This window comes from Erythrobacter sp. 'gip.4 top 5' (assembly GCF_056495765.1).
Genome location: NZ_CP200270.1, coordinates 124,140 through 139,751, shown reverse-complemented (window position 1 = coordinate 139,751; position 15,612 = coordinate 124,140). Strand labels below are relative to the sequence as shown.

General features: G+C 62.5%; 13 protein-coding genes. 8 read left to right on the top strand and 5 right to left on the bottom strand.

The window, feature by feature from the left end:
- The first annotated feature begins 5 nt into the window (after positions 1 to 5).
- Complete coding sequence (locus ACRANW_RS00755) at positions 6 to 2,084, top strand: transglycosylase domain-containing protein (protein WP_479432673.1); 2,079 nt, start codon at positions 6 to 8, stop codon at positions 2,082 to 2,084.
- Between the two features lie 77 nt (positions 2,085 to 2,161).
- On the opposite strand, the gene ACRANW_RS00750 is transcribed toward ACRANW_RS00755, so the two are convergent.
- The 3 genes from ACRANW_RS00750 to hflK all read right to left on the bottom strand — a co-directional run bounded on the left by ACRANW_RS00750 (position 2,162) and on the right by hflK (position 5,830).
- Positions 2,162 to 3,700, bottom strand: coding sequence for a Do family serine endopeptidase (locus ACRANW_RS00750; RefSeq protein ID WP_479432672.1), 1,539 nt, complete (start codon positions 3,698 to 3,700; stop codon positions 2,162 to 2,164).
- 176 nt (positions 3,701 to 3,876) lie between these two features.
- Positions 3,877 to 4,722: a protease modulator HflC gene (gene hflC / locus ACRANW_RS00745; protein WP_479432671.1), complete on the bottom strand. Its 846-nt coding sequence runs from the start codon at positions 4,720 to 4,722 to the stop codon at positions 3,877 to 3,879.
- A gap of 4 nt (positions 4,723 to 4,726) precedes the next feature.
- Complete coding sequence (gene hflK / locus ACRANW_RS00740) at positions 4,727 to 5,830, bottom strand: protease modulator HflK (protein ID WP_479432670.1); 1,104 nt, start codon at positions 5,828 to 5,830, stop codon at positions 4,727 to 4,729.
- Positions 5,831 to 5,962: 132 nt separating this feature from the next.
- Here hflK and ACRANW_RS00735 point away from each other — a divergent pair, with 132 nt between their 5' ends.
- The 4 genes from ACRANW_RS00735 (at position 5,963) to ACRANW_RS00720 (ending at position 11,854) form a co-directional block, all read left to right on the top strand.
- Positions 5,963 to 6,982 (top strand): Mrp/NBP35 family ATP-binding protein, encoded by a 1,020-nt coding sequence (locus ACRANW_RS00735; RefSeq protein ID WP_479432669.1) that lies wholly within the window; start codon positions 5,963 to 5,965, stop codon positions 6,980 to 6,982.
- Positions 6,983 to 6,986: 4 nt separating this feature from the next.
- Entirely contained in the window at positions 6,987 to 9,272 is a 2,286-nt protein-coding gene (locus ACRANW_RS00730) for a xanthine dehydrogenase family protein molybdopterin-binding subunit (protein ID WP_479432668.1), read from the top strand.
- Between the two features lie 79 nt (positions 9,273 to 9,351).
- A complete protein-coding gene (gene hemH / locus ACRANW_RS00725) occupies positions 9,352 to 10,386 on the top strand; it encodes a ferrochelatase (RefSeq protein ID WP_479432667.1) in 1,035 nt (344 codons plus the stop codon).
- A 64-nt stretch (positions 10,387 to 10,450) separates the two neighbouring features.
- Positions 10,451 to 11,854 (top strand): cytochrome P450, encoded by a 1,404-nt coding sequence (locus ACRANW_RS00720; protein WP_479432666.1) that lies wholly within the window; start codon positions 10,451 to 10,453, stop codon positions 11,852 to 11,854.
- 131 nt (positions 11,855 to 11,985) lie between these two features.
- Here ACRANW_RS00720 and ACRANW_RS00715 read toward each other — a convergent pair whose 3' ends face one another.
- Positions 11,986 to 12,156, bottom strand: coding sequence for a DUF1674 domain-containing protein (locus ACRANW_RS00715; RefSeq protein ID WP_479432665.1), 171 nt, complete (start codon positions 12,154 to 12,156; stop codon positions 11,986 to 11,988).
- Positions 12,157 to 12,269: 113 nt separating this feature from the next.
- Between ACRANW_RS00715 and ACRANW_RS00710 the strand changes: the two genes are divergently transcribed.
- Positions 12,270 to 13,526, top strand: coding sequence for an RsmB/NOP family class I SAM-dependent RNA methyltransferase (locus ACRANW_RS00710; protein WP_479432664.1), 1,257 nt, complete (start codon positions 12,270 to 12,272; stop codon positions 13,524 to 13,526).
- A 21-nt stretch (positions 13,527 to 13,547) separates the two neighbouring features.
- The gene (locus tag ACRANW_RS00705) at positions 13,548 to 14,063 is read left to right on the top strand and encodes a hypothetical protein (RefSeq protein ID WP_479432663.1); all 516 of its coding nucleotides are present in this window, start codon (positions 13,548 to 13,550) and stop codon (positions 14,061 to 14,063) included.
- Here the strand turns inward: ACRANW_RS00705 and msrA are convergent.
- On the bottom strand, positions 14,060 to 14,614 hold the full coding sequence (msrA, locus tag ACRANW_RS00700; protein ID WP_479432662.1) for a peptide-methionine (S)-S-oxide reductase MsrA: 555 nt from the start codon (positions 14,612 to 14,614) through the stop codon (positions 14,060 to 14,062). The genes ACRANW_RS00705 and msrA overlap by 4 nt on opposite strands.
- A gap of 93 nt (positions 14,615 to 14,707) precedes the next feature.
- Between msrA and ACRANW_RS00695 the strand changes: the two genes are divergently transcribed.
- Positions 14,708 to 15,586 carry a class I SAM-dependent methyltransferase gene (locus tag ACRANW_RS00695; protein WP_479432661.1) on the top strand — a complete coding sequence of 293 codons (879 nt, stop codon included), beginning with the start codon at positions 14,708 to 14,710 and terminating at the stop codon, positions 15,584 to 15,586.
- Positions 15,587 to 15,612: the final 26 nt, after the last annotated feature.

Sequence of the window (15,612 nt, the reverse complement as noted above, 5' to 3'; positions counted from 1 at the left end):
TCTGGATGAAGCGGTTCGTGGTCTGGGGTTCGGCGCTGGCTGTGCTGGCTATTGTGTTCCTTGCCTTTGCTGTTGGTTTTGCAGCGCAGTCGCTCCCTAGCTATTCGACCCTTCAGGCAACGCAGCCGGGGCAGACCATCGTGATCCGCGCCCGTGATGGGCGCGAGCTGGTCGAAATCGGGCCGAGCTTTGGCGAATGGCTCACTTACGATGAAATCCCGCGAAACATGACCAACGCGATGATCGCGGTGGAGGACAAGCGCTTTCATTCGCACTTTGGCGTCGATCCGGTCCGACTGACAGGGGCGCTGATCGAAGGGGTGACCGGTTCACGCGCGCGGCTTGGCGGCACGTCGACCATCACCCAGCAGCTGGCGCGCAACCTGTTTCTCAACAACAACCGCTCGCTGGATCGCAAGGCGCGTGAAGCGGTGTTGGCGATGGCGCTCGAATGGCAGTTCTCCAAGGAGGAGATCCTCGAACTCTACCTCAACAAGGTCTATTTCGGTGGCGGGGCCTATGGCATTGATAGTGCCAGCCGCAAATTCTTTAGCCACCCCGCGACCGAGCTGAGTATCGAAGAATCTGCGATCATCGCAGGCCTTGTCAAAGCGCCCAGCCAGTATTCGCCCACCGCCGATGTCCAGGCCGCTGTAGACCGCGCGCAGGTCGTGCTGCGCCTGATGCAGGAGCAGGGCTATGTGACGCCAGACCAAGCCCTGGTCGATGTCAGCGCCGTGCAGCTCAAAGAGCAGTCGGGGCAGAACTCGGTGCGGTATTTCACCGATTGGGTGCTGCCGCAGCTCGATATCATCCTGCCTGAAACCTACGAGCCGATCGAGGTGTGGACCACGCTCGATATCGGGATGCAGCGCGCCGCGACCGCCGCGATCGAAGCCAACACCCCCAATGGCGCACAAGGCGCGATGGTCAGTCTTGACCGTGACGGGGCGATTCTGGCGCTGGTGGGCGGCACGGATTATGTTGAAAGCAACTTCAACCGCGCCACCACTGCGATGCGTCAGCCCGGCTCCGCCTGGAAGCTGTTTGTTTATCTTGCCGCGCTGGAAGCGGGCTACAAGCCTGAAGATACCGTCAATGACACGCCAGTGACGATTGATGGATGGAGCCCGCGCAATTCGAACGGTCGTAATGTTGGCGCAACCGATTTGCGCACCGCCTTTGCCTATTCGATCAACACGGTGGCAGCTCAGCTTGGCAACGAAGTCGGCTTTGGCACGGTGGCTTCGATGGCACGCCGGTTCGGGATCAATTCGAAGGTCGATACCAATCCTTCGATGGTGCTGGGTGCCTCGGAAATGCGGGTCATGGAGATGACACAGGCCTTTGCCGGGATCGCTGCCAAAGGGATAAACGTGGCGCCCTATGGCATCACCAAGGTGACCGGCGCCAGTGGCGAGCTGTTGTTTCAGCGCGAAAGTGTCACAAACTCTCCGGTGATACCGGACTACGTCGTCGCCGGGATCACCGATTTGCTACAGGCTGCGGTGCAGACCGGCACGGGCCGTGCGGCACAGATCGGACGCCCGGTGGCAGGCAAGACGGGGACCACATCGTCGAACAAGGATGGTTGGTTCATCGGGTTTTCCAGCGGCATCACCACCGGCGTTTGGATGGGGCGTGACGATGCCAAGGCGGTGCCGGGCCTGCAGGGTGGACGCGCGCCGGCGCAGGCCTTTGCCGCCTATATGCGCTATGCCGTCAGGGGCCGCCCGGTGGAGGAATTTGATGTCACGCTCGAACTGCCCGAATGGCAGCTTGAGCCCGACGAGGAAGCGATGTTCGGCGAGCCCGAGGAGTATTACTATATCGACGAGCAGGGCAACATGATCGAGTCTGGCCGCCGCGAACCGGACATTGATACCTTCGGTCAGGAAGACGAGCGTGATCGCGAACGTGATCGTGAGCGAGGGCGCGGACGTGGGGCCAATGCCCCGCCGGCAGCGAGCCAGGATTTCCTTGAGGAGGCTACTGGTGGCGCGCTGCCGCCCCCGCAGATCCCGCGGCCGCAACGCGAACAGCGCCGCGTCCCGCCACAGCAGGTATTCCCACAGAGCGAATAACAGCGCCACAAACAAAAAAGGCGCCGGGAATTGCTCCAGGCGCCTTTTCCTTTTGTTCTATTCGGCGCTGATGCGGATCAGCGCATCCGCACGGCAATAAACGCTGGCGGCTGCGTGCGGCGCTGGACACGTAGCAACAGTGCTTCACGGTTCTCCGTGGCGGCAGCGTTGATCTGCGCCAGCAGTTCCTCAACCGACGTGACGGCTTGATAATTGGCCGACAAGATTATGTCACCGCGGCGCAGCCCCTTGCGGGCCGCATCGGCGTTGGCATCTACCGCAGCAACCACCACGCCCTTGAGGTCGGCCGGCACGCCGAGCGAGCGGGCAATCTGAGGGGTCAAAGGGGTGACCTGCAGGCCCAATTTCTGCTCAATCGTGCCGTCCGATGAACCGGGCGCCATAGGCTCTTCTGCTTCAGGATCGAAGGTTTGCGCCTGGGCTTGTAGTTCTGCTTCACTCGGACGCTTGCCGAGCGTGACGTTGATGGCCCTCCGGCTGCCGTCGCGCAGCACTTCGACCGGGATAGTCGTGCCAGGCTGAAGGTTGGCGACGAGGAATGACACCGTCTGATCGGCGGTCACATCTTGCCCGTTGACCTTGGTCAGGATGTCGCCTGACCGTAACCCAGCCTTACCGGCGGGGCTGTTTTCTTCAACCGTCTGGGCCAATTCGCCGCGGCGCTTGGGCAGGCCGAGTGATGCGGCAAGATCCTCGTCAATCGGCTGGAGCCGCACGCCGAGGTAGCCGCGCTCAATCTCACGGCCATCACGCAACTGCTCGACGATCGGTGCTGCGATTTCGGCAGGAATGGCGAAACCAATGCCGACGCTGCCGCCTGAAGGCGAGAAGATCGCATTGTTGATACCGATCACGTTCCCGCGCATATCGAACAGCGGCCCGCCGGAGTTGCCACGGTTGATGCTGGCATCGGTCTGGATGTAGCGATCATACGGCCCGCCTTGACCGGTGTTGCGGTAAACGGCCGAGATGATTCCGCTGGTGACAGTGCCACCAAGGCCAAACGGATTTCCGATCGCAACCACCCATTCCCCGACGCGTGACGCGCTCGAATCGCCAAAACGGACGAAGGGGAAGTTCCGGTTGGCACGGATCTTAAGGACCGCAAGATCAGACGCAGCGTCCGCGCCGACCAGATCGGCTTCATATTCGGTGCCATCGGGCAGGGTTACAGTGATCGATTCGAGCTTCGCACGCGTATCGGGCGGCGAAATCACGTGGTTGTTCGTGACCACATAGCCATCGGCCGAAATGATGAAGCCTGATCCCAGCGACTGCGCTTCGCGGGTTTGCGGTTGGCCATTGCCACCGCCGCCGCGCCGGTTGAACAGTTCGGCAAAGGGCGTGCCGGCAAAGGGATTATTGGCCACTTCCACCCGCTGGCGCGTGGCGATGTTGACCACGGCAGGTTGCAACTGCGCGGTGAGATCGGCGAAGCTCGCAGGGGCCCCAGCGATCGGTACCACCCGCTCCATGACGGCATCGTCATTTTGAGCAACCTGCGCGCCGACGGGGGATCCGGTTATAAGCGATATCGTGGCGCCGCCCACCAGCAACGCGCTTGTCAGTCCGTATACATAGCGCACTTTGTTCACGTCCTCATGGTCCTTGTTCTTGGCAAGAATGCGCAGGGTTACTGCCGCGTTCCTGAAAGCCTTTGTTGGGGCCAGCCTCACGGGCCGGTTGATGGCCCCAATTGCCCATTTTTCGGCTGAACGCTGATTGAACGCCCGCGCCATTCAGCGCGGTCGGTCAGCACTTGGTCGATTGCTCAGCGTTCACCCTTGAACTGGCGGAAATATTCGTTGTCTTCGGACAATACCATGCTGCTTTGGCCTTCACCCTGAAGGAAGGTTTTGCGGTAGCTCTGCATGGCGCGATAGAAGTCGTAAAACTGCGGATCTTTGCCGTAAGCATCGGCATAGATGCGCGCGGCCTCTGCCGAAGCTTCAGCCTGGATGATCTGCGCATCACGCTGACCTGCGGCACGAATGGTGGTCGCTTCTTCCTGGCGATCGGTTTCCATCCGGGTGAAAGCAGCGTCCAGCGGGCGGCCTTCAGGAAGATCGGCGGCCTTGATCCGCACATCAAGCACCTGCGCGCCATAGTTGCGGGCCTGCGCATCCAGCGTGCGGGTGATGTTGGTCATCGATGTGCCGCGTTCGGCATTGATCAGCGCTGCAAAGGGCACGCGGCCCAGTTCCTGCCGCAGCACCGAGGTGAGGATCGGCAGCAACTGTGCTTCAAGCCCGCTTTCTGTCCCGGCCTTCTCAACCAGTTTGACCGGATCGATAATGCGATAACGGGCATAGGCATCGACCTGGAGGCGCTGCTGATCGCGCGAGAGCACCTGGGTGCGCTCCATATCAAGATCGAGCACGCGGCGATCGATCATCCGCACTTCTTCCACGAAGGGAATGCGCGGGCTGATGCCCGCTCCGGTTGAGCCATAGGGCTCATCGGGGCGAAACTGGTTCATGACGCGGACCGGGTTACCAGTGCGGATAACCACGGCCTGATGCGTTTCCGGTACGATCACGAGGCTGGACAGAGCGACGATGAACACCACGATGCCGCCGATGAGCAGCGCCTTGTAGTTTTGGAACAGGCTGGTCATGGTCTTACTCCCCCTGCAACGGCGCGGGCGCCTGTGCACGGCGCTTGAGTTCGGGCAGCGGCAGATAGGGCGTTACATTGCCGCCTTCGACGATCGTCTTGTCAGTCTTGGCCAGAATCTGCTCCATGGTCTCATAATACAGGCGGCGACGCGTCACTTCGGGCGCCATCCGGTATTCTGCATAAATATCATCGAATTCCCTCGCATCGCCCTGTGCCCGGGCGAGGGTCTGCTGCGCCACCGCGCGCGAGCGGTTGATCGCGGCGTCGGCATCCTGCTGCGCGGAGGACACGTCCTTGAACGCTTCTTCGACCTGCGAGGGGGGATCGACCTTGTTGATTTCGATACCCTGCACGGTGATTCCGGAACGATAGGCATCAAGCCGGGCCTGCATCGCGGTGCGCACGTCCTGCTCAATCTCCGCACGGCCCGCACCGGTCAGCACTGCATCAAGGTTCTGCCGCGCCACAGCGGCGCGCATCGCCGCCTCGCCGATTTCCAGCAAGGCGTTGCGCGGGTCGTTGAGTTGATACTGGTACAGCGCAAGATCCGAGATATTCCACCGGATAAGATAAGACAGATCGACGAGGTTCTGGTCGCCCGTCAGGATCAGCTTTTCGGTCTTGGTGCCGGGCACTTCCTCCAGCCGTACCTGTGTCACGTTTTCCTTGGTGACCATGTTGATCGGCCAAGGCGCGGTGAATTCCGTTCCTGAGTTAAGGGTGTCCGAATACTTTCCGCCGAACCACGTCACCACGGCCTGCTCGCCTGGTTGGATGAAGTGTACGCTGCTGAAAGCAACCCAAACCAGCGCAGTGCCAGCAACGATCAAAGGAACCCAGCTTTTGCCGCCCGGACGCTCGGGCAGACGGAACGTCGGTCCGCCGCCGCCGCCAGCGCGGCGCGGTCCTTCGGGGCCGCGGTTTTTGAAAATATCCTCGATACTGGCAGAGCGCCGCTTTCCTTCGCCGCCATTGCCGCCAGGGAGCCACGGATTGCGCGGGCCGCCGCCATCGCTCCCGCCCGCTCCGCCGTCGCCCGAAGGCCCGCCATCGCCGGGTTCGCCGCCGCTTGCGCCGCCGCCCCAGGGGTTGTTTTTACCAGCCATGGCTAGACCCTTCAGGCCACCACCAAGACGTTCTCTCCAGCCGTCAAATCTTTGCATAAGGTGTTTATAGGCACGCGTTCTGGTGAAAAACAGGGGTCCCCTGCGTGAATTTGATGGTAGAGGCGTGGCGCAATGAACAAGTCCGACAATTCGCACCCTTCGCCCGCCCGCCAGCCCGGCGCTGAAGAGACGTTGATCCGGGCCGTTCTGACGCCTGAAATGAATCATCGGATCCGGTCGGCCCGGATCGTCGAGCGCCGCGCAGTCATCGTTGCCGAAGCAGGCGACATGTCCGAAATTGCCCGTGCCGAATTGCAGGCCGCGATCACTGAAAGCCTGATGCCCTTGGCCGAAATCGATGAGGTGCGTCTTGCATTGACGGGTGAACGGCGCCGCCGTCGGCTGATCGCGGTGGGGTCTGGCAAGGGTGGGGTCGGCAAATCGACGCTGACCACGAACCTTGCGGTGGCGCTGGCGCGGATGGGCCGCAAGGTCGGCGTAATTGATGGCGATATTTACGGACCCTCTCAGCCCAAGCTGCTCAAAACCGAAGGAATCAAGCCCAGCGCCACGCCGGACGGTAGCAAGCTGGTGGCGATTGACAGTCCTTATGGTGTCAAGGTGCTGTCGATGGGTCACATCGTCGCGCCGGGCAAGGCGCTGGCATGGCGCGGACCGATGACGGGCAAGGCCTTGACCCAGTTGGTCGATGCCGACTGGGGTGACGCCGATCTGCTGCTGGTCGATCTGCCGCCGGGAACGGGCGATGTGCAATTGTCCATGCTCTCGGCCCACAAACCCGATGGCGCGGTGTTGGTTTCGACGCCGCAGGGTCTTGCGCTTATTGACGCTGCCCGTGCCGGGCAATTGTTCGAACAAGGCGAGGTGCCGATCATCGGGCTGGTCGAGAACATGGCGGGCTATGCCTGCCCTCATTGTGGCGAGATCAGCGATCCCTTTGGTCAGGGCGGAGTGGAGAAATTCGCGGCTGCGCTGGAAATCCCGTTTCTGGGCCGAGTGCCCCTGACCCTCGCGACCCGAATCGCAGGGGACAAAGGGGAGCCCCCTGCCGCTGGCGATGACGAGACAGCCGCACCCTTCCGCGCCATTGCCGAACGGCTGGCGCGCTGGCTCGATACCGGGACGGTTTAGCGGAATGCCGATCTCGCGGCGCGGATTGCTGGTGGGCGCTGCAGCGGGCGGCGGGCTTGTGGTGGCATGGTGGTTGATGCCGCGCAGCTATCGCACCCCGCTGGTGGCGGCCAAAGGCGAACAGGTGTTCGGTGCCTGGCTCAAGATCGCCAATGACGGCGTGGTGACAGTCGCCGTGCCGCAGATCGAGATGGGGCAGGGTATTTCGACACTGCTGCCCCAGATCGTCGCCTATGAACTAGGCGCGGATTGGCGGCAGGTGGCGGTCGAGCCCGCACCGATTTCGGGCGCCTATGCCAATATTCCACTGGCGCGCAAATGGATGGCGCTGTGGGATCCGTTCGCTGCAGGCCTTTCTGATAGCGCCGATAGGCTGATGGCCACACGGTTTGCTCAGTCACAGCGGTTCAATGCCACAGCCGCTGGAACCGCGCTTGAGGCCTATGAGCAACCCTGCCGTGAAGCTGCTGCGGCGGCGCGGTCGATGCTGGCGCAAGAGGCGGCCTCACGCTGGGGTGTTGCGTGGGAAGAATGCCAGGTCGAAAACGGTTTCGTCAGCTTCAACGATCAGCGCGCCAGTTTTGGCGAGTTGGCACAGGCTGCCGCCGGATACACGCCGCCCGATCCTGCGTCGCTGCGTCCGGAGCCTCCGCGCGAACAGCCGCTGCCCGCCGATGTCGATGGCGCGCCTGCGTTTCCGCGCATCGATTTGCCGTCGAAGGTCGATGGCTCCTACCGCTTTGCCGGCGATGTGCGCCTGCCGGGCATGGTGTTCGCCTCAATCCGGCATGGGCCGACCGATGGTTCAGAGCTGACCGGTTTTGACCGCAATGCTGCCGGTGGCGTTCGGGGACTGGCTGGAATTGTCGAAAGCAACCGGTGGCTTGCGGTAGCGGCCGATACCTGGTGGACCGCTGAAAGCGCACTTGCCGCGATGAAGCCCCGTTTTTCAACCGCCACGCCGGTCAACAGCAATGAAATCGCCGCCCGGCTTGGAACTGTGCTGACGGGCGGCAAGGCCTTTGTGGTTGCTGAAACCGGCTTTGGCGCTGAGGCGCTGCGGCGGGTGGACATCGGGCGGCGTTACGAAGTGGAGGCTGCCTATCCTGCGCCGGTCGAAAACACGTGCGCTGCCGCGCGCTATGAAAATGGGCGGCTGGACCTGTGGATCGCATCGCAGGCGCCCGAGCAGGCGCGGATGGCGGCGGCCCGCGCGATCGGTATTTCGACTGAGGATGTCGCGCTTTACCCCATGCCGGCAGGCGGCAGTTTCGATGCGCGGCTGGAACATGACCAGGCGATCGAAATTGCTCTGATTGCCCGCGAACTTGGTCGCCCGGTCCAGCTGACGTGGCCGCGCCGCGACGCGTTGATCCGTTCGCGCCCGCGCGCGCCTGCGTGGATGCTGCTCGGCGCGCAGATTGCCAAGGGCGGGGCTGATGGCACCGGAGGCGCGATCGACGCCATGCGGATCCGCATCGCGACGCCGCCCGCGATGCTGGAATTCGGCAAGCGGTTGTTTGGCAATCTCACCAGCATGGCCGCAATCCGCGAAACGACGGGCAAGCCCGATCCGCTCGCCTGCGAGGGCGCGGTGCCGCCCTATCAATTGCCCGCCGTTCTGGTCGAGCACGTCCCGGTCGAGATCGGCCTGCCGGTCGGGCGGGTGCGCGGCAATTCTTACGGCCCGACGACCTTTGCGATCGAGAGTTTTATCGACGAGATCTCTGCCGAGAACGGGCGCGAACCGCTTTCCTTCCGAATGTCGATGCTGGGGAGTGATGTGCGTCTTGCCGCCTGTCTGCAGCGCGCGGCGCAACTGGCGGGGTGGGATGGCGGCGCGGACCAGAGCGGGCAGGGCCTCGCCTGCGCCCGCATCGGCGAAGGGCCGGAAGCTGCGCGCATAGCCTGTGTGGCGACTGCACGGCAGGGCGAAGGCGGGGTGCGGGTGATCCGGCTTTCGGCCGCAGCCGATATCGGCCGGATCGTCAATCATGACATCGCCAAACAGCAGATCGAAGGCGGCCTTGTGTTCGGCATCGGCATCGCATTGGGCAATGCCGTCAGGCTGCGTGGCGGCCTGCCCGAGGGCGGCGAGGATGCTCCGCTCGGCCTGCCGACTCTTGCAGATTGTCCCGAAATGCGAATCGAATTCATGGCCAGCGAAGCGCCGCCCGCCGACCCCGGCGAATTGGGCGCCGTCGTTGCACCGCCCGCGATTGCCAATGCGCTGTTTTCGGCTACAGGCTTGCGCCTTAGACGACTGCCCTTACTTTCGGACGGCATATGACCCGCACATTTTTGCAACACTCCGTTCGGACGATCGACTTTGTCCGGAAACGAAATGCCTGCCGACCGTTAGGCGGGCTATGACCTGGCAGACCCAGCGCCTTCCGGGCGATCACCCCCCTGTGTCCAGCGGCCTTATCGGCGTGCTGCTGATCAATCTTGGCACGCCGGATGGGCCTGATCCGGGATCGGTCAAAAAATATCTCAAGCAGTTCCTGTCCGATCGCCGCGTGGTGGAGATCCCGCCGATTGTGTGGCAACTGATCCTGCGCGGGATCATTCTCAACACGCGGCCCCGCAAAAGTTCGGAAGCCTACACCAAGATCTGGACCGAGCGGGGGTCCCCGCTGGCCGACATCACCGCCCGCCAGGCCGAGGCGATGGTCGGCAGGTTTGGCGACACGGTGAAGGTCGATTACGCCATGCGTTACGGCAACCCTTCGATTGAAAGCCGGCTCAACGCCATGATGAAAGCCGGCTGCGACCGGATCCTGATCGCGCCGATGTATCCGCAATATTGTGCAGCCACCACCGCGACTGTGTTCGACGAAGTCGCGCGCGTGCTCGCCAACAAGCGGTGGCAGCCCGCGTTGCGCTTTGTGCCGCCCTATCACGACAACCCGGTCTATCTGACCGCGCTTGCCGATGACCTGACGCGTCAGGTCCGTGACCTCACCTTCAAGCCTGAAGTGATGATGCTCAGTTTCCATGGGATGCCAAAGCAAACTCTTGAAAAGGGTGATCCGTACTTTTGCCATTGTTCGAAAACATCGCGCCTGCTGCGGGAAGAATTGGCGAAACGTCCCGACTTTGCCGGCGTGCGGTTTGAAACCACGTTCCAGTCCCGGTTTGGCCCGGCGGCGTGGCTTGAACCGTCCACCGATACGACCTTGATGGCTGAAGGCGACAAAGGCACAAAAAGGTTGGTCGTGGCCGCCCCAGGTTTTTCCGCCGATTGTGTCGAGACGCTGGAAGAACTGGCACTGGAGGGCCGCGACGAGTTCGTCGAACACGGCGGTGAAGATTACGCCGTGCTCGAATGCCTCAACACCTCGGATGACGGGCTGGCGATGATCGAAGCCTTGCTGAACCGCGAGCTTTCCGGCTGGATTTGACGCCTTCGATTATTTACACCAGAGTCAGTTGCGAATCCGAACTTTCACCGGAGCATAATCTGACATGGCCACCCTTGCCGCGCCGAAAACGACCGAAACCGCGCCGTTCCGGCACTGGGGCGAGGGCAACCTGACCGAAGCCGATCTGGCGCATATCCCCGGTGAGGGTGGTTGGCCGCTGGTGGGCAACACCCTCAAGATGCTGGCCGATCCGCATGGCTTTGTCGCCAAACGGATCGCCAAATTCGGCAAGGTTTATCGCAACCGCGCCTTTGGCGGTTGGCAGATTGCGTTGCTGGGTGCCGAGGCCAACGAGCTGTTGTTATTCAACAAGGACAAGATTTTTTCGTCCCAGCAGGGCTGGGGACCGGTGCTCGACCAGTTGTTCCCGCGCGGGCTGATGCTGCTGGATTTCGACCATCACCGGATTGATCGCCGCGCGCTGTCAATCGCGTTCAAGCCGGAACCGATGCGCCATTATTCGGGCGCACTAAACCGCGGGATCGCCCGCGAAGTGGCGGGCTGGGCGGGGCCAAGGCTGTTCTATCCGGACATCAAGAAGCTGACCCTCGATCTCGCGGCAGAGAGCTTCATCGGGCTGCCTTGGGGGCCGGAGGCTGACAGGATCAACGAAGCCTTCGTTGACATGGTGCAAGCCTCGGTCGCGCCGGTGCGCAAGCCCTTGCCTTTCACCCGGATGAAGAAAGGCGTCGACGGCCGGGCGTTTCTGGTCGACTTTTTCACCAAGGAAACCCTGCGGCGGCGCGCCGAGGGCGGCGGGCAGGACATGTTCAGCCAATTCGCCACCGCGACCCGCGAGGACGGCAGCTTGCTGCCGGCGGACGAAGTGGTCGATCACATGAATTTCCTGATGATGGCCGCGCATGATACGATTACGTCGTCGGCCACATCGTTGATCTATCACCTCGCCACCAACCCGCAATGGCAGGAGAAACTGCGCGCGGAGATCATGGCGGTCACCGGCGGTCCGGATGGTTCGGGTGAGCCGCGGGCACTGGATTACGATGACCTCGGCAAATTCATCCTGACCGAAATGGCCTTCAAGGAATCGCTGCGGATGATCCCGCCTGTTCCTTCGATGCCGCGGCGGGCTTTGCGCGAATTCGAATATGGCGGCTATCGCATCCCGGCAGGCGCGATGGTGGGGATCAATATCTACTGGACCCACCATTCGGAGGAGTACTGGGACAATCCCTTCGCCTTTGATCCCATGCGCTTCACGCCGGATCAGGTGAAGGCCCGCCACAAATATGCCTGGGTGCCGTTCGGCGGCGGCGCGCATATGTGCCTTGGCCTGCACTTTGCCTATATGCAGATCAAGATCCTGCTGGCGCAATTGCTCCAGCGTTACCGGATCGAAGCAGCGGCAGGCTACAATCCCGATTGGCAGGATTGGCCGATCCCGCAGCCCAAGGACGGGCTGAAGGTGACCTTCACGCCGCTGTGACGTGTTTCATGCGAAATGTTTCATGTGAAACATCGGCTAACGGGGGTCTAGATAGGGTCTAAGCGGGGGCTAGCAGGGGTCTGGATTGATCTAACCCCGTGCAGGCTGGTGCCAGCGGAAACCCCGGGGGCTCAAAAATCCCAGGCAATCCCGTTCTTTTCCCAATCGCCATAGCGGGTGGGGGAGAGGTCCTTGGGTTCGCCCTTCATCGGATCGGTTTTCTTGGGCGCGGGCACGGGGTCGTTGGTCCAGTGCGTCGGCTTCTTGAATTGCTTGGCGGCTTCGCACTTCTGTTTGGTCATGGGTGTCAAATGCGCAAGCGGGCACTTGGTTTCAAGACAGCCTGCGATGGCCGTAGAAGCAGAGCGCGAAAAACCGGTTCCCACTTTTCCGTGCAATGCTTTAGAGGCGCCGAATGACAGCCACCCCCGGACTTCCCGTGCGCCGCGCTGCGCTCCGCCTGCTCGATGCCGTGTTCCGGCGGGGCGAGACGCTCGAACAGGCCGAGGGCGGCGCCTTGGGCGATGTCCGCAAGGCGCCCGACCGCGCCTTGGCCAAGGCGATTGCCGGCGAGACATTGCGCTGGCTGACGGATCTGGATGCGCTGATCGACAGCGCGACCCAGCAAAACCTGCCCGATGATGCCAAGGCGCGGATGGTGCTGCGGATCATGCTCGCGCAAGCCCTGCGTCTCGATACCCCGCCCCATGCGGTGATCGCGACCGGGCTGCCGCTGCTGGCGGGCGGCCCGCGCAGGCTGGCGCACGGGGTGTTTTCTGCCTTGGTGAAGCCCGGGCGCAGTGTGCTGCCCGACGTGCCGACCCTGCCGCAGCCGGTGGTGGAGCGCTGGGGCGCGGACAAGGCCACCGCCATCGCAGCGGGCCTCGCTTTCCCGCCGGAACTCGACCTCGCGCTGAAAGACGCGGCCGAGACCGAGACCCGCGCTGTGGCGATGGGCGGAGTGACATTCGCGCCCGGCCATGTCCGCCTGCCACGCGGCGCGGCGGTGGAAAGCCTTGCCGATTACAAGGCAGGCGACTGGTGGGTGCAGGATCTGGCTGCGTCGATCCCGGCGCGGTTGCTGGGGCCGGGAAATGGCAGGCACGCGCTCGATCTGTGCGCCGCGCCTGGTGGCAAGACGATGCAACTGGCCGCAGGCGGGTGGAACGTCACCGCGCTCGATAGTTCGAAACGGCGGCTTGAACTCCTCAAAGACAACCTCAAGCGCACCGGGTTGAAGGCCTCGCCCGTGCGCGCCGATGCGTTGACGTGGGAGCCCAAGCACCGCTTTGACGCGATTCTGATCGACGCGCCGTGCACCGCAACCGGCACCTGCCGCCGCCACCCCGATGTGCTGCACCGGATCGGCGCGCGGCAGATCCCCGAACTGGTGGAATTGCAGCGCGGCCTGATTGCGTGCGCCGCCGAATGGCTGAACCCCGGCGGGGTGCTGGTTTACGGCGTATGCTCGCTGGAGGCCGAGGAAGGCGAGGCGCAAGCGGCGTGGATCGACGCCGAACTGGGCCTAATCCCCAAGCCAATCACGCCGGAGGAACTTCCCGCAGGCCTCGCGTCAACGCCCGAGGGCTGGCTGCGCACCCATCCGGGGATGCTGCCCGACCAAGGCGGGCTGGACGGGTTTTTCGTGGGCCGCTGGAATAAACCGCTTTAGTATCAGGCCATGAGATTAATCGTGGTCAGCTTTGCATTCGCCCTTGGATCGTGCGGCCCAGAGCTTGGCAATCATGAGTTCGTGTCTGCCCATTATGCAAGCGAGCTGCCCGTTGACTACAGCCATTCGCGAAATGATCCGGGGTATGTCGTCCTGACATTCCGCGCGAACGCCGATCTGAACCATGAGAACGTCAATGCCCTCTATGCCAAGGCCGAACCTTGCAAGGCTCCTGGCGACGGTAAGATGACGGCGTTCGGCCCGTTTACTGTTTCCGATGTCCCGCAAAAGCTGCCATTGCTCGACAGCCGTGAATCGGTGGAGGGATACCTAGTCTATGTTCCCGTCACGGGCGAGATATGGGGCGACCTAGGGAAGGATGGGAGAACACCCGTGGTCGGGACATTCGACCTAAAGACCGTAGGAGATGTCTGCTTACACCTCCAGCACACCGGTTATCCTACGGCCACGCAAAGCAACGTCGTTCGCGTGGCCGCACCAGTCCTTAAGCGAGCTATAGACTCGCTGGCCCCTTAGTCCTTCACATATTTCTGGAAAGACTTGCGCAGTTTCATCAGCTTGGGCGGGATCGTCGCCTGGCAATAGGGATTGCGCTGGCCTTCGCCGTCCCAGTATTCCTGATGGTAGTCCTCGGCCGGATACCACGCCATCGCCTGCGCGCCGTCGGACAGGCCCTCGATCGTGGTGACGGCCATCTTGCCATTTTCGGCGTTCCAGCGCCCGATGGCGGCTTCGGCCTCGGCGCCCTGCTCGGCAGAAAGCGGGAAGATCGCGCTGCGATATTGTGTGCCGACATCGCCGCCCTGGCGGTTCAGCTGCGTCGGATCATGCGTGCCGAGGAACACGTCATAGATCTGCGGCAGGCCGATCACATCGGTATCGAAGGTCACGCGGATACCCTCGGCATGGCCGGTGGTGCCGGTGCAGACCTCCTTGTAGGTCGGGTCCGCCTTGGTGCCGCCGATATAGCCACTTTCCACCAGGGTCACGCCCACCACATCGCGGAACACCGCTTCGGTGCACCAGAAGCAGCCGCCGGCTATGATTGCTGTGTCGAGGTTGCTCATCGAATTCTCCGTTGGTATTCATCAGAGATAGGCTAGCAACGCGTGATTGCCACACATAGCGGCCCCAAAATTCACCTTTCGGAGAGCGACCCCATGAAAAAACTGATCCTGATTGCCGCCGCCAGCGGCTTTGCGCTTGCCGCCCCGCTGTTGGCCCATCAGCACGCCGATCACGGCGCGCACAGCCAAGATCATGTCCTCGACACGGCGACCTTCAACAAAATGCACGCAGAGGCGGTGTCGGGTGCGATCAATCACCCGACCCGCGCCGAAGACAAGGCCCGCGATCAATATCGTAACCCGGCGGACGTGCTCGCGTTCTTCCATGTTGGCCCGCACATGAAGGTGGGTGAATATTCGCCCGGTGGCGGCTGGTATTCGCGGTTGCTCGGCCATTATCTCGGCGGAGAGGGTCAGCTTGTCGGCCTCTACAACAACCCGATAACCGCCACGGCTGACCCTGCCCGCCAGCAGCGCCTGCGTGATCAGGCAGCCGGCTTCGGCGCGGAAGTTGCAGGCTATACTGGCCTGGCGGCGGAGAAGTTCAGCGGCATGACGCTGGACACCATTCCCGCTGAACAGAAGGGCACGTTTGATCGCATTCTGGTGGTCCGCGCGCTGCACGGCATTACCCGCGCCGGGATTGCCGACACCGAAATCCGGGCGATGCGCGAACTGCTGAAAGACGATGGCTACCTCGGCGTGATCCAGCACCGCGCCAAGGCGGATGCCCCGTGGTCCTACACCAACGGCTCTAAAGGCTATCTGAAGCAGCAGGACGTGATCGACTTCATGCGCCTGAATGGCTTTGAACTGGTCGCGCAAAGCGAAATCAACGCCAATGCCAAGGATCCCGCCAACCACCCCGAAGGCGTGTGGGAAATGCCCCCGGTCCAGGCCACCAAGCGCGCCGATCTGGCGAACCTGGGCGAAAGCGACCGGATGACTCTGCTGTTCAAGAAGGCGATGTAATCCGCCTTCGTTGACCGCGATTTCCA